Source organism: Streptomyces sp. NPDC059567 (assembly GCF_042735655.1).
Taxonomy (GTDB): Bacteria; Actinomycetota; Actinomycetes; order Streptomycetales; family Streptomycetaceae; genus Streptomyces.
The window spans coordinates 229438-251219 of the sequence record NZ_JBHWBS010000002.1; the positions used below are offsets into that span (position 1 = coordinate 229438).

A 21782-nucleotide genomic window follows, 5' to 3' on the forward strand; every position below is an offset into this window, starting at 1 on the left:
AGGTTGAAAGTAGGACGTCCCGGGACGCGCCGTCCTCCCCCGCCCTCCCCGCCGAACGGACCCAGCCATGGTCGAAGCCACCGACCCCACCACGTGGCGCATCCACCTTCCGCACACCACCGCGGCCGTGCCGATCGCCCGCGCGCTGGTCCGCACGGCGCTCACCGACCTCGACGCGCCCGCCGACAGCGACACGGCGGAGCTGCTGACCGCCGAGCTGGTCGCCAACGCCGTCGAGCACACCGACGACGAGGACCCCATCGAGCTGGTCGTCGAGCTGCTCCCGGGCGGCTGTCAGGTCGAGGTGCACGACCGGCGGCCGGCCCGCCCCGGAGAGCTGATCGGCCCGGAGCCGGGCGACTGGCCCGACCCCTGGCAGGAGCACGGCCGCGGCCTGCTGCTCATCCGCGCGCTCAGCAGCGACTGCGGCCAGCGCCCCACCGCGCACGGAAAGGCGGTCTGGTTCACCCTTCCCGCGATACCGGCACAGCGTCGGTCGGCGTAGCCTCGGCCCGAGCAGCGGCCGGCGGCAGGGCTTCGGCCCCGACAGCGGCGGACGGCACGGCCGTGACCAGGCGCGAGTTGCGGCGCCCGTAGAACGCGTACACCAGTGCGCCGACGGCGAGGAAGACCGCGAACTGCACCCAGGTCTCCCAGCCGGTGCCCCAGATCAGATAGAGACAGAAGGCGACGCCCACCAGCGGGCTGACCGGATAGAGCGGCACCCGGAAGGAGCGCGGCAGCTCCGGATCGCGACGGCGCAGCACGATCACCGCGATGTTCACGACGGCCATGACGGCCAGCGTGCCGATCGTCGTCAGACCGACCACGACGTCGAGCGAGGAGAAGGCGGCCGGGACCGCGAAGACGGCGGCCACGATCCAGGTGTTGGCGACCGGGGTCGCGCTCTTCGGCGAGACCCGCTCGAAGACCCGGGGGACGAGCCCGTCGCGGGACATCGACATCAGGATGCGGGTCTGTCCGTACATCACCGCGAGGACGACGGACGCGATCGCGACGACCGCACCGAAGGCGATGACCCCGCCGCCGACCGTCGACCCGGTGACCTGGTCGACCACGAGCGAGAGCGCGGCCGGCTTGTCGCCGACGGCGTCGGCGCCGAGCGCCCCGATCGCGGAGAGCGCGACCGCGCCGTACAGCACCGTGACGACCCCGATGCAGATGAGGATGGCGAGAGGGATGGTGCGGCGGGGGTTCTTCACCTCTTCACCGGCGGTGGTGATCGCGTCGAAGCCGATGTACGAGAAGAACGCCAGCGAGGCCCCCGCGGTGATCCCGGCGGCGCCGTGTCCGGCGAACGGCGAGAGGTTGCCGTCCTGGAAGGCGGTGAACCCGATCGCGCAGAAGACGATCAGGACCCCGATCTTGAGGACGGCCATCGCGGCCGTCGCCCGGGCGCTCTCCCGGATCCCGCGCACCAGCAGCACGGCGGCGAGAAGGATGACGACCACCGCCGGCAGGTTGATCATCCCGCCGTCGGCGGGACCGGAGGAGAGCGCGGCGGGCAGCCGAAGGCCGATGAGGCTGTCGAGCAGCTCGTTGAGGTACTGGCTCCAGCCGACCGCGACCGCCGACACCGAGACCCCGTACTCCAGGAGCAGACACCAGCCGACGAGGAAGGCGACCCGCTCGCCGAGACTCGCGTAGGCGAAGGAGTAGGAGGAGCCGGAGACGGGGATCGCGCTGCCGAGCTCCGCGAAGGACAGCGCGGTGAAGATACAGGTGATCGCGGCCAGGACGAAGGAGATCACGACGGCGGGGCCGGCCTCGGCGACGCTGTCGGACAGGCCGACGAAGATGCCGGTGCCGACGATCGCGCCGACGCCGAAGCACACGAGCTGGAAGAGGCCCATGGTGCGCTTGAGGCCGTGGCCCTCGAGGTCCGCGCCGGATTCGGCGATCAGCTGCTGGGGGGATTTGATCCGCGACGCGGACGGGGACATGCGGTGGTTCTCATCTCTGGTCGAGCACACGCGCACACGCACGCGTGGGTCACACACACGTGGGGTCCGAGCGTGCGAGCTCGAACCCCACCAATCGACCGATGGTAACCATGGGTGCGCATATCCACCCAATCGGACGTATCGCTATCCGACGACGGGCGCCATGGTCGCGACCAGGACCGCCTTGATCGTGTGCATCCGGTTCTCGGCCTCGTCGAAGACGACGGAGTACTCCGACTCGAAGACCTCGTCGGAGACCTCCAGCTCGGTCAGCCCGTGCCGGGCGTGGATGTCACGGCCGACGGCCGTGCCCAGGTCGTGGAAGGCCGGCAGGCAGTGCAGGAACCGCACGTCCGCCTTCCCCGTGGCGCGCAGGACGTCCATGGTCACGGAGTAGGGGGCGAGGTGGGCGATCCGCTCGTCCCAGATCTCCTTGGGCTCACCCATGGAGACCCAGACGTCGGTGGCGACGAAGTCGGCGCCGTGGACGCCCGCGGCGACGTCATCGGTGAGCGTGATCGTCGCGCCGCTCGTCTCGGCCAGCTTCCGCGCGGAGGCGACGACCTCCGCGGCCGGCCAGTACGCCTCCGGGGCGACGATCCGCACGTCCATGCCGAGGAGGGCGCCGGTGACCAGGTAGCTGTTGCCCATGTTGAAGCGGGCGTCGCCGAGGTAGGCGAAGGTGACGGCGTTCAGCGGCTTGTCCGTGTGCTCGGTCATCGTCAGGACGTCGGCGAGCATCTGGGTGGGGTGCCAGTCGTCCGTCAGACCGTTGAAGACGGGGACGCCCGCGTGGGCGGCGAACGCCTCGACGTGCGCCTGACTGTCGCCGCGGTACTCGATGCCGTCGAACATCCGGCCGAGGACGCGGGCGGTGTCCTTGACCGACTCCTTGTGCCCGATCTGCGAACCGGAAGGGTCGAGGTAGGTCGTGGAGGCGCCCTGGTCGGCCGCGGCGACCTCGAAGGCGCAGCGCGTCCGGGTCGAGGTCTTCTCGAAGATCAGGGCGATGTTCTTGCCGCGCAGCCGCTGGACCTCGTTGCCCGCCTTCTTCGCCGCCTTCAGCTCGGCGGCCAGGTCGATCAGACCGCGGAACTCCTCGGCGGTGAAGTCCAGCTCCTTGAGGAAGTGGCGGCCGATGAGGTCGGTGGCCATGGGGTGCTCCTGGGTACGGTCGGATACGGCGAACGAGTCAACGCCTGGAAGTCTATACGCTGATCAGCATGTCTATACAGTGATGCGGCCCACTCGTAGCCCCACCGAAACCGATACCTTCGCGGGGGGGGGGGGGGGCGCCCCCCCCCCCCCCCCCCCCCCCCCCCCCCCCCCCCCCCCCCCCCCCCCCACCCCCCCCCCCCCCCCCCCCCCCCCCCCCCCCCCCCCCCCCCCCGCCGCGCAGGGGGGCGGGCGGGGCCCCCCCCCGCGCCGCCGCCCGGTCCCTCACACCGCGTCACGCTCCACCGGGCAGCTCATACAGCGCGGCCCGCCCCTGCCCCGCCCCAGCTCGCTGCCCGGGATCTCGATCACCTCGATGCCCTGCTTGCGCAGATGGGTGTTGGTGGTGACGTTCCGCTCGTACGCCACGACCACGCCCGGCTCGACGGCGAGCACGTTGCAGCCGTCGTCCCACTGCTCGCGCTCCGCCGCGTGGACGTCCTGCGTGGCGGTGAGGACGCGGATGTCCTGGAGGCCGAGCGCGGCGGCGATCGCGCTGTGCATCTGCTCCGGAGGGTGGTCGGTGACCCGGAGCGACTGCCCCTCGTCGCCCGGTTCGATCGTGTACGAGCGGAGCATGCCGAGCCCCGCGTACTGCGTGAAGGTGTCCTGGCCGACCATCGTCATCACCGTGTCGAGGTGCATGAACGCGCGTCGCTTCGGCATGTCCAGGGCGATGATCGTCCGGGCCGAGCCGGCCGCGAACATCCCGCGGGCCAGCATCTCCACCGCCTGCGGGGTGGTCCGCTCGCTCATCCCGATGAGGACGGCTCCGTTGCCGATCACGAGGACGTCGCCGCCCTCGATCGTGGACGGGTAGTCGGCCTGGCCCTCGGACCAGAGGTGGAAGTTCCCCGCCTCGGGGCCGGTGAAGAGCGGATGGTGCTTGTAGATCGCCTCGAAGTGGACCGTCTCGCGCTGGCGGGCGGGCCAGCGCATCGCGTTGATGGAGACGCCGTCGTAGATCCAGGCGGAGGTGTCCCGGGTGAAGATGTGGTTCGGCAGCGGCCTGAGGACGAAGTCGTCCAGGTCCATGACGTGGAAGCGGACCGAGGTCGGCTCGCGGTGCACGGCCAGGAACTCCCGCTTCGTCATCCCGCCGACCAGCGCCTCGACGAGCTCGGAGGCGTCGAGGGAGTCGAAGGCGGCGCGCAGATGGTCGGCGGCCAGCGGGCCGTACTCCTTCTCGTCGAAGACCCGGTCGAGGACGAGCTTGCGGGCGGCGGGCAGTTCGAGGGACTCGCGCAGGAGATCCCCGAAGAGATGGACCTCGACGCCCCGGTCGCGCAGGACGTCGGCGAATCCGTCGTGCTCCTGCCGGGCCCGGCGCACCCAGAGCACGTCGTCGAAGAGGAGAGCGTCCTTGTTGGAGGGTGTCAGCCGCTTCAGCTCCAGATCGGGCCGGTGCAGTATGACGCGGCGGAGCCGCCCGGCCTCGGAGTCGACATGGAATCCCATGCGCCCATCCTGACGGAGCCAGGCGGCTCGCGCGTGGTTCTCGGATCGGTCGATCCGGGTCACGTCGCGTAGTACGAGACGATCACGGCGAGGGCCGAGACCATGAAGGCGACGAGGGTGAGGACGACGATCTTGCCGTCGCCTCCGAAGGAGGCCGCCGGGGGCGGTTCGGGCCGTCGGGAGGGTGGGGGCGGAGCGGTGGGTCGCGGTGGTGGTGGGGGTACGGGCGTGGGTGCGGGCGACGGACGCGTGGCCCGGGGCTGGTGCTGGGGCTGGGCGTACGCCTCCCTGAGGAGCGCCCGCCAGACGTCCTCGGGGAGCCCCGGCCTCTCGTCGTCCACGATCTGCCGGAACGCGGACCGCGCGGCGGGGACGGGGCTCGACCGGAGGCCGGACAGCAGCGCGACGAGCGCGCCGGTCGGGACGTCGCCCTCGTCGAGGAGGGGACGGACGGCCCAACGGTGCAACGCGGCGGCGTTGGCGGCGCGTTCGGCCTCGCCGGGCTCGCCGGGCTGGGTGGAGCGGGGCGCCGTCGCGAACAGCTCCTGCTCGATCACGAGGTCGCGGAACTCCCTCCGAAGCGGATGGCCCCAGGATGGCAGGCGTCGGGCGACCTCCCTCATGAGCAGCGTGGTGACGGCGTACGGCTGGGGCCGGCGGAGCGCGTCGAGCAGCTCGCCGTCGCCCCCGGCCCGTACGGACGCCTCCGCGTCCTCGGCGGAGGCGGCGAGCCGCCGTACGAGTCCGGTCTCCACGGCCCTCGCCCGCCCGCGCGGCCGGGGCAAACGCCTCCGCGCGCCCCGTTTGGGCCCGCTCCAGGCGGGATCCACGACGTGCACGTCCGCCGGCGCGTGGGCGGGCGCGGGGGATACGTCCCGTCGGACCCCGAAGTCGTGCGCCGCGCGCCCCTCCTCGCGGTGGCCGCCGTACGGGAGCCGATCCGCGCGCGGCGTCCCGGCTCCGGGCTCCTCGCGGCGTACCCCGGACTCCTGGTGCCCCCGAGCCACCGGCGGATCGTGGGGCGCCACGCCGCCGTCATACGCGTCCCCCGCCGGCCACGCCTCGCGGGAGCGTGCGACACCCCCGGACGCCTCCCCGGCGCCCTCCGGCCCCCGCCCCTCACGGGGCTCGCGCCGTGCCTCGCCACCGCGCGGTGCGCCGACGACGCCGTACGCGTTCCCCGTCCCGGGCGGGCCGGAGTGCGGGCCGCCCCGGCCCTCGGGGTCTCCACCGGCCCCGCGTGAGCCCCCGACGGCGTACGTATCCCCCGCCGGCCACGCCGTGCGGGCGCCCGCGTCGTCCCGGGGCGTCTCCCCGGCGCCCGCCGGGCGCCGCTCGCGTCGGGTCTCCGCCGCTCCGCGGGTCCTCGCCCTGTCGAGCACGGCGAGTGCCCGCTCCGCCGTCTCCAGCAAGGGGAGGTCGCCCGACCCCGGTACCGCGCCCAGCGCGTCGGCGACGTTCGGTGGGTGGTGCTCGGCGGCCTCGGAGAGGGACCACAGGTGGTGGTGGACGAGTCGGGCCGCTGTCTCCTCCGCGCGGTCGCCGAGGCGTTCGCGCGGGTCGACGCGGCGACGGTCGGTGTTCCGGCTCGCCGCGCCCGCCCACTTGCCGACGAACACGAAGCGCAGCGCGGGCAGTTCGACGGTGTCGTGGCTCGCGAAGGTCCAGCGCCGGTCGGGGAGGAGCCCTCCGAACATGCCGTGCAGCCCCCACAGCACGGGACACGCCGTGTCCCCCCGCTCGTCGAGCAGGGTGAACCGCGCCTTCGGGTTGCGCAGCAACTCCGCCGTCGTTCCGACGAGTTCGGCCTCCACACCCTGAAGGGCGATCGGCCCGGCCGCGCGCTCCAGCGCCTGTGCCGGTACGACGGGGAGCGGGCCGCGCACCTCGGCGAGGGGAAGCGCGGCCCCCTCCCAGTTCCACCCGTGCAGGCCCAGGCAGGTGGCGGGATCGAGCAGCTCGGCCGAGCCGACGAGGGCGTGGCAGATCACGGAGGACCGTCCCCCGGGGTCCGTCCAGGGCGTACGGCGTATCAGCAGGACCCCCGCGCGCTGGTGCAGCCGGAGCAGCGCGGGCCGGGTCTCCTCGCCGCTCGCCCTCAGCAGCGCGCCGAAGATCCCGAAGACGGTCTCCACCTCCTCGTGCGGCGCCGACCAGGCCACGGGGCCGAACCCGGTGCTGCCGGAGACGTTCTCGCTGTCCCAGCGGAAGACGATCTGGTCGACCTCGTTCTCCGACCGTGCCATCAGGCTCTCCCCTCGCTCGGTTCCGCCTCGGGAAGCAGCCCGCACATGGCGAAGATGGACAGCAGCGGTGCGAGGACCCGGCGCGACCGGGCCCCGTGGGGGAACCGGTCCCCCTTGGCCTCCCCGCCGGTCGCCGCGACGAAGTGCAGCGTGCAGCGCGCACAGTCGTCGAAGGGCTTGAGCCAGGCGGGGCTCGCGTGATGGGACAGGAACGCGTAGGCGTCCCGGCTCTCGGCGCGCAGCGCCTCCCGGTCCAGCCGCCGGGGCAGCGCGCGGCCGAGCCAGCGGTCGACGGCCGGTTCGAAGCGCACCAGGTCGGACTTGTTGACGGCGATGGCCGCCGGCGCGCCCACCAGGCCGCCGTTCTGCCGCGGGATCCGGTTGAGGACCGTCGTGAACGCCTCGTCCCCGAGGTCCCGGCGGGGCAGGCCGTTCTGTTCGCGCACCGGGTCGAGCGATGGCATCCGCAGCGCGCGCAAGGGGTCGAGGACGAAGACGAAGGCGTCGACGCCCATCAGGAAGCGGGCGACCTCCCCGTCCTGGGCCAGGTCCTCACCGGCCAGGTCGAAGAAGACGACGGGCCGGGGCAGTGTGCCGCGCGCGGAGACGAGCAGCCCGTCGGCGAACCGGGCGAAGGTCTGCTGGCCCGTGCGGCCCAGCTGTCGTCCCTGCTGGAGACTCTGCACCCGCTCCCGCAGATAGGTGCGGTGTGCCTCGGGGTTGAGCGGCAGGCACTTCAGACCGTAGGGCTCCAGGCCACCGAGTTCGACCTCGCCGAGCATGGCTGCGAGCAGATGGGTCTTGCCCACGGAGGAGCTGCCGACGAGGGCGATGGACAGCGGCTCGCCGTTGGTGAGGTAGGGGACGGGGAGTTCGTGCGCCTCCTCGCCCTGCCCGGCATGCGGGCACAGGTGGTACGCCTTGCGCAGGGCGTCCTGCCGGATGTCGGGACGGTGCTCGCCGCTGAGGTCGAGCGGTATCCGGTTGCCCTTGGCGTCGATGGTGACGAGCAGGCGCTCGTCGTACTCGACGGGGACCAGGCAATGCGGGCACATCCGCCCCCGCGTCGGCGGCGGGGAGGGTGCCGGCGCGGCCGGCGGCGGTGGCGGGGTGGGGTCGGGGTCGCCGCCGCCGAAGAACCGGTCGCGCAGGGAGCGCTTCGGCGGCACCAGGTCGTACGGATTGCGCGGACCGTCGTAGGAGCCGGCCGGAGTCCCGTACGAGGGGTGCGAGGGGCTCTGCCCTGTCGCCCTCGACACCTCGCGCTTGCGGGCGAGTTGGGCGTCGTACTCGGCGCGGCCCCGGCTGAGCGGATCGGCGGTGCCGACCGCCGTGGCGAGCGGGTCCGGGACATGGAGGAGCCGCATCAGTTCGACGGGGGACGGCCGCGCGGCCGCTTCCGTGGCGAACAGGCCGCTCTGTTCGAGCGCCGCGAGGCGCCGGTAGTCCCCCAGGTCCTCGGGCGGGCCCTCGCCCGGATCGGGGTGGCCGGAGAGCAGGTGGTAGCCGAGCCTGGCCACCGACCACAGGTCGTCGCGGGTGTCGGCCACGCCCCGTCCCGCGCGCTGTTCGGGCGAGGCCCAGGGCGCCGCGCCGAAGACCTCGCGGGACTCGCCGGTGCGCAGCGCCGCGTACGGCTCGCAGAGCCGCACATGGGTGCCGTCCCAGCGGACGGTGTCGGGCGCGATCGCCCGGTGCACCAGCCCGACCTCGCTCAGGAGGCGTACCGCCAGGGCGAGTTGGGCGATGATGTGCTGCTGCTCGTCACCGCCGAGGCGGTCGCGGCACTCGGTGAGCGGCGTGCCTCCCGGTGTCCGGTAGAGCACGAAGGGCTCGGCGCACTCGAGGTCGAAGCCGATCACCCGGGTGAAGACCTCGCCGAACTTCTCGGCGCCGTAACGCCGTTCGAGGGCGACGGCGGCGGAGACCTCCCGTTCGAGCATCTCGTACGCCCGCGGGTCGCCCTGCGCGGAGAGCGGCAGCCGGAACTGCAGCGCCGGCCAGCCGGTGCTCAGGGTGACCTGCCGGGCCAGGACGCCGGCGCGGCCGGGGAGCCTGCGGTCCTCGCCGTAGCGGACGGCGAACCTGATCGGCTCCTCCCGATACGTGCGGAACTCCAGCTCCTCCTGCGGGCCGGGGCGCTGTGGCGCTTCCGCCTCGGTCATGACGTTCCCGCCCCTTCTTCCCTGACGATGCGGACCACGTCGCCGCGCAGCGGAACGAGACGCAGGATGCCCGCGTGGCGTCCCGCGCGCGTCCACACCACGTCCTCGGTCGTGCCCCGCCAGATGTCGTCGCCGGTGGCACCGCGGCGCATCGCCTCGGGCACGAAGCGGACCTGGCGGGTGGCGGAGGGGTCGTGGGACAGCAGCCGCAGATGCTCGGGGCCGCAGAGCGGCACCGTACGGTCGGGGTCGTCGTCGGCCGCGAGCAGCCGGGCGACCGCGTCCGGCGCCACTCCGGTGAGCCGGGCCGCGTCGGGGCGCTCGCCCCGGTCCGCGGCGCCGGGCGGCGGGGAGGCGGCCACGTCGCGCTCCAGCCGGACCCGGGTTTCGTGGAGCAGCTCCGTCAGCCGGTCGTCGAGCGGCAGCCGGCCGGCGTTCCCGGGGTCCCGTTCGATCCCGGCCCAGCAGCTGTCGAGGATGCGGACGGTACCGTCGACGAGGTCGGCGACGAGGGTGTCCACGAGGGCGGGTCCCCCGTCGCCGTACCGGCGTTCCAGCCAGTGCGGCGCGGCGCCGGCGGACCGCGGCGCAGCGGGGGGAGGCGCCGGGGCCGGGCCGGGTCCCGGCGGCGGCTCGTCCGGTACGTCGGACCAGGCGTCGTCTCCCGCGCTGTCCGCCCAGTCCTGCCAGCTCCACGCCGCGTTCGCCCCGGTCGCCGGGGCGTCGACGCGCTCCTCCTTCACCCCGCGGCCTTCGGACCCGGGCTCCACCCCGGGCTCGTACGCGTACGCGTCCGCGGTGGCCGCCAGTCCTCGCAGCAGCCGGGCGACGGCGCCGGCGCCGTCCGAGCAGTGGTGGCGCACCTCGGCGAAGAGCCAGTCGTGCACCGCGGTCGTGACGACGAGGGTGTGGATCTGCCGGACTGCCCGTCCGGCGCTCCCCGGGTCCACCCGGGCCCACCAGTCGTCCACGGCGCGTGTCCAGTCCCGCAGGGCGAGCGCCACGACGGCGGCGACGGCCACCGTCACGGCCACGGCCCCCGCCCAGAGGGGGAGGCCGAGGGCCTGGCCCACGCCCGCTCCGGCGGCGCCGCCCACGAGGCCGCCGAGGAGCCGGGGCGCGGCGCCCGTGCTGCCTCCGCCGTCGAGCCGTCCGTCCGGGGAGCGGTTGGGCCTGCGCCGCAGCATCAGATGGGCGAGGCCGGCGCTCAGGACGCCGACGGCGGGGCCGAGTGCCCACCCGGCGACGGGCCAGAGCCCCGCCACGAGGGCGAGGACGGCGGTGACCGCAGAGGCGACGGCCCGTGAGCCGCCGGCCGTGAACGGATGCTGTGCGGCCAGGCGGTTCCTCTCCTCCCGGCCGCAGATCTCGTCGAGGCGGGCCAACCGGGCGGCGCTGCCCGCCGGAGCGGTGCGCGAGGAGAGCGCGGCGAGCCGGGCGGCGACGGAGCGCAGCGGAAGGCCGCGCCCGATCAGATCGTGGGTGTGGTCGCGCAGCGCGGGAACGATCCCCGCGCGTGAGATCTCCCGTGGCATCTCGGGCAGTTCGATGCCCCGGTCCCGCAGCTGCCCGCGGTGCTCGGCGGTGAGCCGTGTGCCGCCCGCCGCGGCGAAGGCCTCGGCGACGGCGGTACGGAGGCGGGCCAGGGCGCCCGCCACCCGCTCGATGTCGCCGGGCAGGTCGGGCGTCCGGCCGGACCCGCCGAGCAGACCGGCCGGGCCCCGCACCCGGGTGTATCCCTCGACGGCGTCGTCCAGGGCCTCCTCGCAGGTACGCAGCAGGATTCCGGCCCGTCCCGGGGCGGGAATCCAGTCGTGACCGGAGAGGGAGCGCGGCACGGACTCGTCCAGGAGCACGGCGAGTTCGGCGGGGACGGTCTCGCTCGGCGCGAGGGCCGGCACGTCGGGTCCGGCCAGGCCCTCGACCGCCTGCCGCCAGGAGCGCGCGCGGGCCTCGTCGGTCAGGTCGTGCTCCAGGACGCGGGCGGAGGGGACCGCCACGCCCCGTACGACGTCCGCGAGCGCGCGGAGCACGGCGTCGAAGACCTCCGGGGTGGCCAGGACGTCGACGAGCGGGCGCAGCGCGGCGTCGTCGGGGTCGTCGAGCAGCCAGAGCACTCCCGCCCCCGGTGGCCGCAGCGTCAGCGAGCGGCTCAGGCTCCGCTGCCCGGGGGCGCCGACGGCCAGGCAGACGACCCGCGCGGGGCCGTAGGACGACAGGCGCTCGTGCAGGAGCTGGTGGGCGACGAGCCGGTCGGCGTCGTCGAGGACGAGGAAGCGCCGTTCGCCGCGGGGCTGCGGGGCGTCCAGGGCGGCGCGCACCGCGCCGTCGGGGTCGTGCACCCCGGCCCTCAGATCGAGGCACACGGCATGGCCGGGCACCGGGTGGTCCGGGGTCGCGCGGGGGTTCACTCCTCCTCACCGTCCAGGTCCCAGGGGTAGCGGGTGGTCTCGGGCGCCTCGGTGGGCTCGGGTGCCGGCCGCGTCCTGGGCCGCGGCTCGCGCGCGGACTCGGACTCGTACGACGGGCGCGGCTCCCGCTCGTACTCGGCACGGGGCTCGGACTCGTACGACGGGCGGAACCCGGGCTCGTACGGGGAACGGGGCTCGGACTCGTACGACGGGCGGAACCCGGGCTCGTACGGGGGACGGGGCTCGGGCACGTGGGGCGGCTCCGGGGCCGGGGCGCTCGGGGCGTGGCGTTCGAAGAGGGCGCGCAGGGTGGGGCGGGTGGCGCGGCCCGCCCCGGAGAAGCGCCTGTCCAGGGCGCCGGGGTAGGTCACCTCCCAGAAGTGGCGCAGCGGCACGAGCCACTCCGCGTCCTCCTCGCCGTACTCCGCGGTCAACTCCTCGATCAGGACGAGCTGGCGCGGGGCGACCTTCTCGACGAAGTGGACGAAGAGCGGCGAGGGGCCCGCGGGCGTGGTCGCGAGGCCCTTCGGCAGCGCGCGCATCAGCCGTTCGCAGAACTCCTCGATGATGCGGCCCTCGTCGAGCAGCGCCCAGCGTTCATAGGCGCGCAGCAGGCCCGCCCAGCTGGAGAGCGCCCCGTCGAAGCCCTCCAGGCGCAGCGACATGGTCGCGGACTCGCCCTCCTGGAGCCGGATCCGGACCAGTTCCGGCGAGTCGGCGGGACCCTCGATCCTGATGTGTCCGTTCCACATCGCGTTGAGCAGCCGGTGCAGGATCCGCTGCCGGTCCTCCTCGGTGGAGACCAGCCAGTCGTCCTGGTAGCCGAGCCGCTGCCGCCAGTGCAGGAAGTCGTCCTCGCCCGCCGAGTCCCGTGCGTCGGCCCAGACCTTGAGGACGCCTCGGACCTCGGAGATGTCGGTGAGGTTCATCCCGCTGCGGAACAGGACCACGGTGAGGGAGTCGGTGTCCACGGCCCGGTACTCCTGGGTCGCGCCGGCCGGCAGGTTCAGCTCCTCGCCCAGGTACTCGGCGGCGCGGGAGTCGGACTCGCTCGCCGGGTGCACGATGAGGATCTTCAGGGGCCCGCTGCCGTCCGGGCTGAAGCCCAGCGGGAGCAGCCCGGCGATACCGGAGCGGAACTGCTCCAGCCAGCGGACGTCGATCTTCGACTCGGCGGCCTCGTCGCCGGACGCGGCCCGCAGCAGCAGCTCCATGGAGGGCAGCAGCGGACGGGTGTAGCGGTCTTCGTTGGCCTCGCCGAAGAGCCGCTTGACGCGCTGCTCGACGACCTGCTTGATCACCTTGACCGGGGCGCCGGGCGAGGCGCGGACGGCGTCCAGGGCCGCGCGCCAGTCCTCGGGCCGGACCAGCCGGCCGAGGAGCGTGGCGGCGTCGACGTTCTCGGGCAGCCGTTCGCTCTGCGCGAGCCGGTCGAGGACGTCGTCGTAGAAGGCGCGCAGGCTGTTCTGCGGGGGCAGCAGATAGGTGATGCCGGTGCGGTCGTCGCGGTACAGCTCGCGCCTGCGGTCGGCGAAGAGCCGCCCCTCGTCCTGCTCGTGGGTGCGGAGCGCCTTGGTCAGCTCGCCGAGGTCGTGGACGATCCGGTGCAGTGCGTCGCGCCACTGCGGCTCGCCCGCCTCCCAGCCGCTGTGCCACAGCTTCCGCGCCCGCCACTGGTACCAGTCCTGCTGTTCGGCGAGCACGTCCTGTACGTCGGGATCGGTCCACCGCGCCGGTACGAGACCGGCGGCGCTGCGCTTGATGTGCGGGATCACGGGGGACGCGGTCTGGACGTGCGAGGGCCGTTCGGGAATGTTGCGCCGGTTGTCGAGCATTCCGGTGAACCCTTCCCTGGCGACCCGGTCGGGGTGGCCGGGGAGCCCGTTCAGGACGGCCTCCAGCTGGAAGGGCCCGATCTTGTCGAGCAGTTCACGGGCTCCGGTGCTCGGCTTGAACTCCTCGGTGAGGCGCGGGACTTCGCGGTCGAGCTGTCCCTCCAGGCGGGCGAGCGAGTCCTCCATGTCGCCGAGCCGGTCCCGCAGCGCCTTGGTGATCGCCCGGTTCCCCCGCGGGAGTTCCTCGGGATCGGGCACGTCCGGGGCCTCGCGGGTCCACAGCCGGCCGATGCCGGAGCGGTTGAAGAGCTCCCGCACGAGTTCGGGGGACTCGGTGGAGGGCCGGCGGGCCTTCTCGGTCATGCCGCGGACGGCCTGGGCGAGGAGGCGGGCGGCGACGATCTCGGCGAGGTCGTCGACCGGCACGGTGAGGGAGGCGGCGAGACTGCTGGACATGCCGCGGTAGCCGATGCCGGTACGGGCGGGGGTGGACCGCTCCACGCTCTTGTTCACGAAGCTGGCGGCGAAGGACTGGTAGTCGTCGTCCCCGCCGTGGCTGCCCGATCCGGTGTCCTCGCCGAGTTCGGTGCCGATGAGGGACATCACCATGGCGGTGATGGAGCGGCGCAGGTCCTCGGGCCGGATCACCGAGGGCTTGGAGAAGAGGAAGGCGGTCTGCACGGTCGAGGGCCGCAGCGCGACGACGCCCTCCCCCGGGTAGTGGACGCTGATCCGGCTGCGCTGTCCGATGTCGCCGACCTCGTCGAGGGCGTCCGGCACGTTCTGGTCGTCGACGAGCCGGGAGAGGTCCACCAGGGCGCGGGCCGCGTTCAGTTCGGCCTCCCGGCCGCCGCCCGCCTCGGGCGGGAACGCGGAGGGCATGACGACCAGCGGATAGATCTTCACGCCGCGCACCTTGGCGTGGCGGAACTCGTGCCCGATGAGGTGGAGGAAGTCGTAGAAGATGCCGGCTCCGGTGCCGCCGGCCACCGAGAAGGCGACGAAGACGTCGCACCCGCGGATCCGGCCGCCACCGACCCGCTGGAGGTCGCCGGCCGCGGTGCCGATGGCGCTGATGGCCTCGCGCAGCTGGCGCAGGACCGGTTCGAGGCCGGAGCGCATCGTCGCGAACAGCGCGGCGCGGCCCACGGTCGGCAGCTGGCCCGCGCCGTCGTGCAGGGGGGCGACCCGGGGCTGGCGGGCCTGCGGCGGCAGCCAGGACCGGGTCTCCTCGTGCAGGGCGATCCGCAACATGCGGGTCACCTCGGGCGAGGCGTCGAACTCGGCCGGCAGCAGATCGCGGATCACCCTGGACGTACGGGCGTAGGCCTGGCTCTCCGATCCCCTGGCCCGGAACTGCGGCTGCTGCCTCAGATCGCCCTCGCTGAAGTCCGCGTAGACGAACTGGAGGCATTCGGGCAGCTGGAAGGGGAGCCGCTTGCCCCCGTCGACGAGGTCGGTGCCGTCGGGCCCGCACAGCTCTCTGCGCAGGCTCCGCTCGAGTTCGCTGCCGATGCGTGCGCCGGTGCCGCCGAGGCCGACGAAGAGCATGGGCTGGTAGATCTTCATGTCGTGTCTCCCCTTGGGACCCTGTGCTGCGTGGTCCGGTCAGAAATTCGGGTCCCATGTGCTGGTGGTCGTGGGCTGCTCCCGGCGGCCCTCGTCGGTGTCGGGCGTACGGCTCCGGTCCCGGCCGGTGTCGCGGTCGCCGGGGGCGGGGGCGCGTCGACGGGGGACGCGGGCGCGCCAGCCGCCGGCACCGGGTGTCCGGTCCGTGCGCGTCGATCTGCCGTTGTCGGCCCGGCCGCCGGATGCGGCCTGTCCGCCACGGCCGGTGCGGCGGCCGTCGCCGACGACGAGCTCGAAGTCGTCGAGCCCGGCGGGCACTCCGGGGCGTACGGAGAACTCCCGCCCTCCGTTCGGGCGCAGCAGCAGTTCACCGGCGCCCGTGCGGCGCAGCCGGTGGGCCGAGGACGCGCCACGGGCGCGGCGCAGCGCGGGGGCCGTGCCCCTCGCCTCCTCGACCGTGAAGAGGTACTCGCCGCCGCTGCTCTGGCCGTTGCGGACGGTGAGCGTGCTGAGGGACTGTCCGTCGCGGAGGAGTTCGAGCCGGACCCCGGTCAGGTCCTTGCGGCGGCTGCGGGCGACCAGCCGGATGCCCGCGACGGCGCCGGCGAGCAGGACGGCCGCCGCCCCGCCGATCACCGCCCACCACCACCGGTCCCACCAGGTGGGGGGCGCCTCGACGCTTACGTCGAGGAAGGCGGTGTCGAGGGGCGGCCCGGCGTCACCGGTGTCAAGGACCTCGACCAGGCCGCCGAGTTCGCCGACGGGGGTGCTCTTCCCCACGGTGACGGTGAAGTCGAACCGGGTCTTCCGGCCCGCTTCGGCGGTGACCGTGGCCGGGGACACCTTCAGGTCGGAGCCGGCCGTCTGGTCCTTCAGGGCGAGGCGCAGGGTGTGCGGGCCGCTGTCGTTGTTGGTGATGTCGAGGGTGCCCCGCACGGTGTCTCCGGGGTGCACGGTCACCCGGTCGACGGCGAGCCCGGCGGTGACGACGGGGGTGCCCTCCGACCGAGTGGTGTTGAGCGGGCGGCGGTCGGAGGTGACGCCGGGCGCCGCCATGTCCGTGACGAGCGTCAGGTCGCCGGTGGCGGTGGCGGGGACGGTGATCCGGCCCGAGAACCGGACGTCGCCGGCCCTGCGATCGGGGGCGCGGCCGTCGTCGGTGAGGCGGACGGTGACGGGCGTGAAGCCGGCGCCGGTCAGTACGGCGGAGACCTTGACGCCTTCCAGCAGCTTGGGGTCGGTGATGACGACCCCGCGCCGGGTTTGCATCCGTACCTCGACGACGGCTTCCTGGCCGGCGCGCGGCGAGGCGGGGTCGAGCGTGACCTCGGAGCGCAGCCGGCCCTGCCAGATCGCCCGGACGGCGACCTCGCGGTCCCGGTGGCCCTCCGGGGCCTCGATGTGGACGCGCCAGCGGCCGGGCATCGGGTTCTTGACGCGCAGCGCCTCGACCGGACCGTCCTGTCCGCTGACCTCGAAGGTGGAGCCGTCGAACTCGCCCTGGGTGGGCACCTTGCGCCCGCTCGGGTCGTAGTAGGTCACCCGTACCTTGGGGTCGTGCTTGCCGACCGTGAGCGAGCCGTCGGTGGCGATGGGCGGGATGGTGACGGACAGGTCGGCGGGCGGCTTGCCGACGGTGCCGTGCGCGATCCGCGCGCAGCGGGCGGCCGCGAAGGTCTCCTGGAGCGCCTTGTCGATCTTCGCGGCGGTGTCGACCACGCGCATCTTCGGAGTGGCCTCGGGCAGGTCGGCGCAGCTGCCGCGGTGGCCGCCCTCGGCCATGGCGGTGAGCGCGGCGCGGTCGATCTCGCCGCCGAAGCCGAGCGGCCAGATCTGGACGGACGCCGCCCGGGCGCGGGCGAGTTCCTCGGCGAGCCGCTTCTCGCCGTTCGCCTGCCGGTTGGCCTTGTCGGTGCCGTACTCCGGGCTGTCGCTCACGTCGAGCTTGCCGTCGGTGAGCAGGAAGACGACCTTGGGCGTGTCCTTCCTGCCGTCCTCGGTGAGCCGGGAGACGGCCTGGCGGATCGCGGCGGGGAAGTCGGTGCCGGGTCCCATGCTCGCCGCGTCGCGCCGGGTCAGCCGCGGGACGCAGTCGCTGAGGTGCTGGCGGCCGGCCGCGTCGGCGACGGTGAGCGGGCAGACCTCCCGTACCGGGGACTGGCCGGCCTTCTCGGAGCTGCCGAAGCCGATGACGGTGGCCCGCGAACGCTCGGATATCTCACCCTGGCTGAGCAGCGCGGCCGCTTCGGTCTCGAGTGCCAGGTCCTTGTCGGCGAGGCTCGCGGACTGGTCGACGACGACGGCGAAGTCGATCGGGTCGGGGCCGTCGTCCGTCGGCGGGGCGGTCGGGGAGGCGGGGGTCCGCGGGGTCGCCGCGTCGGCGCCGGTCTGGCCCGCCGGGCCGGAGAGCGCGAGCAGCGCCCCGGCGAGGAGCAGGACGCCCCCGGTGTTTCTCCACTGCATTGTCTCTCACCACAGTTCGCTGAAGAGGGCCGGCAGCGCGCCGAGCACGAGGGAGCAGACGCCCAGGCGCAGCCACCGGTATTTCGCGGCGAGCACGACACCGTGCACGCTCGCCTGTTCGAGGAGCCAGCCGGTGGCGTCCTCGCCGGACGCCGTGAGCCGGTCGCGCAGCGCGTCCGGGGGCGCCCCCGCCGTCAGTTCGCGCAGGAGGGTGCGGTCGGCCCCTATGCGGGTGCGCGGCAGGACCACCGAGACGAGCATCAGGACCCCGGCCGTCCACAGCGTCCCGGCCATGACGAGCAGGGCGAGACCCGCGCCGGAGCCGGGCAGCGGGCCGTTGTCCCGGGAGAAGACCACCGCGAGGAAGGCGAGGGCGCCGGAGAGCAGGATCGCCGCCTTGGTGTCGGCCCGGCCGATGTCCTCGCGGACCGTGACGAGGAGCCGGTCGGCCATGAAGCGGAGGTCTTCGGGGTCGGGAGCCGGAAGGGACGTCGGAGGTACGGGGTCGGGGGCTGCGGGCGGCGCCGTCGGGGACGTGGGGTCGCGGGGCGCCGGGGGCGGGACGGGCGCGGGCGTGGTCATTCGGCGTCCCAGTCGTCGAAGTCGGAGCTGGGCCGGGAGCGGGACGGCCGCCCTCGGTTGTCGTCGCGGTCGCGCTCGGAGGAGGACTGGACGCGGGTCGGCTCGTACACCGGCCTGTCCCCCTCGTCCCGGTCGTCGCTCCGCGCCCGGCCCGTTTCCCGGCGCTCGTCCCAGGGCGCTTCGTCCCCACCGGCGTCGGTGTCCCCGTCGGCGTCGGCGTCCCACGGCGGCTGGACCGGTTCGGGGCGCCCGCGGTCCAGGGCGGCCCGCCCCCGGCCGGAACCGGGCGGGTTGAGGACGTGCCCGGCGACTCCGCCGAGTACGGTTCCGGTGCTCTCCCGCAGGAACTCCAGTACCTGGTACATCGGTTCCCCGATGTCGTGCCGCTCCAGGACCCCGGTGTCGAGGAGCCGGTTGAACACCGCGAGGAAGTCGGCCTGGCCCTCCCGCTTCTCGTGCTGGAGCTCGCGCCTGATGTCCCACTGCTTGTCGGGGTTCATCGCCATGTGGTGGGCGATCTGCGCGAGGTCGCCGCGCCGGAAGAGCTCTTCGAGGTCGCGGGCGCGCTCGGCTACCAGCCGCCGCTCGGCCATGTCCTTGAGGCGCTGCTGCTCCATCTCGCGCTCGTCCACCTGCATGGTCACGGAGACCATGTCGCGCTTGCCGATCGCCTCCTTGATGGCGTCGTCCAGGTCGATGAAGACGAGCACGCGGGTCCGCAGCCCGAGGTCCGCGCCGAGGCTGAACCGTCCGGAGCCGAGCTCGTCCCGTACGGCCTCGTCGGCGCGCTGGGCGTCGGTGAGCCGGAACCTGCGGGAGACCGCGCGCAGCCCGTCGAGGAGGTCGTCGCGCAGCAACTCGGCGACGTCCCAGACCTGTTGGGTGACGACGAGGTGCGGGTCGGCGACCTCCCACTGGACCCGGGCGGCGGCCTTGAAGAAGACCCCGTCGCCGGAGGCGGGCAGCGTGAGTTCGAACTCGGTGACATTGCGCCCGAGTTGGACCTCGAAGACGGTGTAAGGGAAGCCGAGCAGGGGCTTGTCGGTGTCCTCGTTGCGGTCGGGCCACGCGACCCGGTGGCCACCGTTGCGGTAGAGCAGGACGGCGGCGATCTGGCCGCTGTCGCGCTTGTACGGGGGCTTGCGCTCGCGGAGCAGCGGGCCTCTGGCCCCGTTGCCGCGCGGGTCCTGTTCCTGTCGTCCCTGTTCCTGCCCCCGGCGCTCGTCGGAGGGGCCGCCCTGGTTCTGCGGCTCGTTCATCGCGTCGCTCCTTCCGCGACGGCGTCCCACATCCGGCCCGCCGCGCCTTTGTCCATGGGCCGGTCCCGGTCGCCGACCAGCTCCTTCAGCAACCCCCGCAGCCGGTCCCGGTCCCGGCGGCTCACACCGAGCAGCGGCAGGAGCCGGCAGACGTGACCGAGCGCCTCCTCGTCCTTGGCGGCCCGGCGCAGCAGGCTGCCCAGACCGTCGAGGGCCACCTCGCCGGAGCGCGCGGTGTTGAGCGTGTGGCGCAGCAGGGCGCCCAGCTCCGGCGTGAGTTCGGGGCGGGTGGCGAGCAGGGCGACGAGCAGCGGCCGGGCGGCGTGCGGTTCGAGTTCGGGCACGTCGCGCAGGCCCCACAGATGGGTGGTCCGGAACGTCAGGGTGTCGACCATGGTGACGAGGACCAGGTTGGCGAGATTGAGGCGCCCGTCCGCGAGCCACTCGGTCATCCGCCGGGTCACCGTCTCCGGCTCCCCCGAGGCGAGGAGCCTCGCGACGCTGAACGCCGCCGCGGACAGGACGTCCACGTCGGTCGCCTCGCGCCCGCGCACCACCCGCGCCAGCCCGTCGAGCGAACCGCCCACGGTGCCCGCCGCCAGCACATAGCCGTGGGCGAGCAGGACCACGTCGCGCAGTTCGTCGTCGTCGGCCCACTCCTTCAGGACGGCGACGACGGCCGGCCGGACACGGGGGTCCCGGGCGGCCTCGGCGAGTGCCGTGGCGGCGGCCATCCGCGGTACGGCACCGTCCGTGACCGCCATCGGGGCGATCAGTTCGCCGAACCCGTGGATCCAGTCCCAGGAGCAGAGCACCCCGGCGGCGATGGAGGCGCGGACCCACACCTCCGGGCGCGGGTCGTCGCACAGCGAGCGGAGCCAGCGGGAGACCGGGCCGCGCACATTGTGGTAGCCGTGCCAGATCTCGCCGAGGACGGCGGTGGCCAGCGCGTCGCCCTGGAAGCGGATCGCCCGCACGGGAACCTTGGCGGGGCCGAGATCGAGCTCGCCGTCCTCGAGGACGGAGCGGGCGAGGACCGGACGGCCGTCGGCGTGGGTGCCGAAGAGGCGCCGGCCCGGCGGGTGCTCGGGGTCGAGGGTGGAGCTGAACTCCCACGAGAGGAGTTCGGCGGCCTCGGCCGCGATGCTGTAGGCGGAGCCGTTGAAGACGGCGACGGCGATACGGAACGCGGTGGCGTCGAGGGCGGGCTGCGCCTCGGGCAGGGTACCGGGGCGGTCCGCGCCGGCGAACCATGCGCGTGCCTGGGCCCGTACGAACGCCGAGCAGTCCTCCAGGAGTTCCTCGTCGGTGAGCTCCTCCTTCTGCCGCCGGGCCAGGTGGTCGGCGAGCCGGGCGGCCTCGCGCGGGCGCAGCGCGTCGAGGCCCAGGGCCTTGGTCACCTCGGGCCGTCGGGCGAGGTCGCGCGCGGAGTCCAGGGCGCCCGCGGGTTCGCCACGCAGCAGCTGACGCAGATGGCGGTAGAGGACCTCGTCGGAGGGCGGGGGCGGGCAGTACATCCCGTACCGTCCGCGCATCAGCCGGTCGGCGAGGTCGCCGCTCTCGACGAGGACGACGCCGTACGCGTCCTGTTCGCGCAGTTGCCGGCTGAACCGGTCGAGGTGCAGTTCGGAGAGGCGGATGCGGGAGCGGCGGCTCCGGTCACGGGGCTCGTCCCGGCCGCGCTGCGGCTCGTGATCGAGGCGGGCGTCGTCGGACGGCAGCTCCAGGAGGTGGCCGCAGGCCCGCTCCAGGACGTCGGTCTCGATCTCGTCGACGCGGTGGCGGGGGTCGAGGCGGGCGACCTTGTGGTCGGTGAGTTCGGAGAGGAGGGCGAGGGCGGTGGCCTTGCGGCCGCTGCCGGTCTCGCCGCACAGGACCAGGAGGCGGCTCTCCCGCAGGAGTTCCTTCATCCGTACGTAGCCGGGGACCTCGCAGTAGATGTCGTCCAGGCGCTGGAGGGTCTCCTCGGGCACCCGGCCCTGCACGATGTCCGAGCGCGTGCCCGGGCTCGACCAGTACTGGGTGATGAACTGGTTGCCCTCGTAGATCTGGCCGTCGCGGCCGATGTCGTAGGTGCGGCCGGAGGGTCGCGGTGCGAGCGTGCGCAGGGCGGCGCGTGCGGTGCCGGCGCCGCCGGTGCCGCCCACGCCGTCGACGGGGCTGCGGCCGGCCCGGTCGAAGGGGTTGGCCTCGGGCTGCTGTTCACCCGCGGCATCGGTCCGGTCGGCGCCGGGCCGGTCGGCGCCCGCTCGGTCGCCGCCGTGTCGGTCGCCGCCGTGCCGATCGCCTCCCGCCCGGTCGCCGCCGGCGCCCGAGGAGTCGCCACCGGCGGAGGGGCCGTCGTCCCTGGGCTCGTCCCGGCCCGCGGCGCCGTCCTCGTCGCTCATGCGCCCTCCCCGTGCCGGATCCCGGTGATTCCGCCGTGGATCGTGTTGTCCTTGATCACCACGAGGTCACGACCGGCCTGGTAGCTGTCGCCCCGCGTGGGGGTGTCGGTGGGGGGGGGGGGGGGCCCCCCCCCGCGCCCCCCCCCCCGGGGGGGGGCGCGGCCCCCGCCCCCCCCCCCCGCCCGGGCGCCCCAAGGCGGGCGGCGGGGGTAGGGTGTGGGGGGGGGT

The 21782-nt window shown here is 74.0% G+C and carries 12 protein-coding genes; 1 reads left to right on the forward strand and 11 read right to left on the reverse strand.

Annotated elements, in window-relative coordinates; translation table 11 throughout:
• The first annotated feature begins 67 nt into the window (after positions 1-67).
• Entirely contained in the window at positions 68-505 is a 438-nt protein-coding gene (locus ACFVZW_RS02395) for an ATP-binding protein (protein ID WP_384515488.1), read from the forward strand.
• On the opposite strand, the gene ACFVZW_RS02400 is transcribed toward ACFVZW_RS02395, so the two are convergent.
• The 11 genes from ACFVZW_RS02400 to ACFVZW_RS02450 all read right to left on the reverse strand — a co-directional run bounded on the left by ACFVZW_RS02400 (position 465) and on the right by ACFVZW_RS02450 (position 21554).
• On the reverse strand, positions 465-1964 hold the full coding sequence (locus tag ACFVZW_RS02400) for an amino acid permease (RefSeq protein ID WP_384515491.1): 1500 nt from the start codon (positions 1962-1964) through the stop codon (positions 465-467). The two genes, ACFVZW_RS02395 and ACFVZW_RS02400, sit on opposite strands and share 41 nt — an antisense overlap.
• Before the next feature lie 144 nt (positions 1965-2108).
• Positions 2109-3119 (reverse strand): ornithine carbamoyltransferase, encoded by a 1011-nt coding sequence (gene argF / locus ACFVZW_RS02405; protein ID WP_384515494.1) that lies wholly within the window; start codon positions 3117-3119, stop codon positions 2109-2111.
• A 285-nt stretch (positions 3120-3404) separates the two neighbouring features.
• Positions 3405-4637 carry an arginine deiminase gene (locus tag ACFVZW_RS02410; protein WP_384515497.1) on the reverse strand — a complete coding sequence of 411 codons (1233 nt, stop codon included), beginning with the start codon at positions 4635-4637 and terminating at the stop codon, positions 3405-3407.
• A 59-nt stretch (positions 4638-4696) separates the two neighbouring features.
• Positions 4697-6883 carry a hypothetical protein gene (locus ACFVZW_RS02415; RefSeq protein WP_384515500.1) on the reverse strand — a complete coding sequence of 729 codons (2187 nt, stop codon included), beginning with the start codon at positions 6881-6883 and terminating at the stop codon, positions 4697-4699.
• On the reverse strand, positions 6883-9048 hold the full coding sequence (locus tag ACFVZW_RS02420) for a hypothetical protein (protein WP_384515502.1): 2166 nt from the start codon (positions 9046-9048) through the stop codon (positions 6883-6885). The genes ACFVZW_RS02415 and ACFVZW_RS02420 overlap by 1 nt, the downstream gene beginning before the upstream one ends.
• A complete protein-coding gene (locus ACFVZW_RS02425; protein WP_384515505.1) occupies positions 9045-11459 on the reverse strand; it encodes a hypothetical protein in 2415 nt (804 codons plus the stop codon). The genes ACFVZW_RS02420 and ACFVZW_RS02425 overlap by 4 nt, the downstream gene beginning before the upstream one ends.
• Positions 11456-14863 (reverse strand): tubulin-like doman-containing protein, encoded by a 3408-nt coding sequence (locus ACFVZW_RS02430; RefSeq protein WP_384515507.1) that lies wholly within the window; start codon positions 14861-14863, stop codon positions 11456-11458. The genes ACFVZW_RS02425 and ACFVZW_RS02430 overlap by 4 nt, the downstream gene beginning before the upstream one ends.
• Before the next feature lie 39 nt (positions 14864-14902).
• Positions 14903-17326 carry a VWA domain-containing protein gene (locus tag ACFVZW_RS02435; protein ID WP_384515510.1) on the reverse strand — a complete coding sequence of 808 codons (2424 nt, stop codon included), beginning with the start codon at positions 17324-17326 and terminating at the stop codon, positions 14903-14905.
• 6 nt (positions 17327-17332) lie between these two features.
• The gene (locus ACFVZW_RS02440) at positions 17333-17908 is read right to left on the reverse strand and encodes a Pycsar system effector family protein (protein WP_384515513.1); all 576 of its coding nucleotides are present in this window, start codon (positions 17906-17908) and stop codon (positions 17333-17335) included.
• Positions 17905-19167 (reverse strand): hypothetical protein, encoded by a 1263-nt coding sequence (locus ACFVZW_RS02445; RefSeq protein WP_384515516.1) that lies wholly within the window; start codon positions 19165-19167, stop codon positions 17905-17907. Before ACFVZW_RS02445 ends, ACFVZW_RS02440 begins: the two co-directional genes overlap by 4 nt.
• On the reverse strand, positions 19164-21554 hold the full coding sequence (locus ACFVZW_RS02450) for a hypothetical protein (protein ID WP_384515518.1): 2391 nt from the start codon (positions 21552-21554) through the stop codon (positions 19164-19166). Before ACFVZW_RS02450 ends, ACFVZW_RS02445 begins: the two co-directional genes overlap by 4 nt.
• Positions 21555-21782 lie beyond the last annotated feature (228 nt).

What these genes read in the sequence shown, in the direction of transcription:
- ACFVZW_RS02395 (WP_384515488.1), top strand. Translation starts at nt 68, where the DNA reads ATGGTCGAAGCCACCGACCCCACCACGTGGCGCATCCACCTTCCGCAC.
- ACFVZW_RS02400 (WP_384515491.1), bottom strand. Translation starts at nt 1,964, where the DNA reads ATGTCCCCGTCCGCGTCGCGGATCAAATCCCCCCAGCAGCTGATCGCC.
- argF (WP_384515494.1), bottom strand. Translation starts at nt 3,119, where the DNA reads ATGGCCACCGACCTCATCGGCCGCCACTTCCTCAAGGAGCTGGACTTC.
- ACFVZW_RS02410 (WP_384515497.1), bottom strand. Translation starts at nt 4,637, where the DNA reads ATGGGATTCCATGTCGACTCCGAGGCCGGGCGGCTCCGCCGCGTCATA.
- ACFVZW_RS02415 (WP_384515500.1), bottom strand. Translation starts at nt 6,883, where the DNA reads ATGGCACGGTCGGAGAACGAGGTCGACCAGATCGTCTTCCGCTGGGAC.
- ACFVZW_RS02420 (WP_384515502.1), bottom strand. Translation starts at nt 9,048, where the DNA reads ATGACCGAGGCGGAAGCGCCACAGCGCCCCGGCCCGCAGGAGGAGCTG.
- ACFVZW_RS02430 (WP_384515507.1), bottom strand. Translation starts at nt 14,863, where the DNA reads ATGAAGATCTACCAGCCCATGCTCTTCGTCGGCCTCGGCGGCACCGGC.
- ACFVZW_RS02435 (WP_384515510.1), bottom strand. Translation starts at nt 17,326, where the DNA reads ATGCAGTGGAGAAACACCGGGGGCGTCCTGCTCCTCGCCGGGGCGCTG.
- ACFVZW_RS02440 (WP_384515513.1), bottom strand. Translation starts at nt 17,908, where the DNA reads ATGACCACGCCCGCGCCCGTCCCGCCCCCGGCGCCCCGCGACCCCACG.
- ACFVZW_RS02445 (WP_384515516.1), bottom strand. Translation starts at nt 19,167, where the DNA reads ATGAACGAGCCGCAGAACCAGGGCGGCCCCTCCGACGAGCGCCGGGGG.
- ACFVZW_RS02450 (WP_384515518.1), bottom strand. Translation starts at nt 21,554, where the DNA reads ATGAGCGACGAGGACGGCGCCGCGGGCCGGGACGAGCCCAGGGACGAC.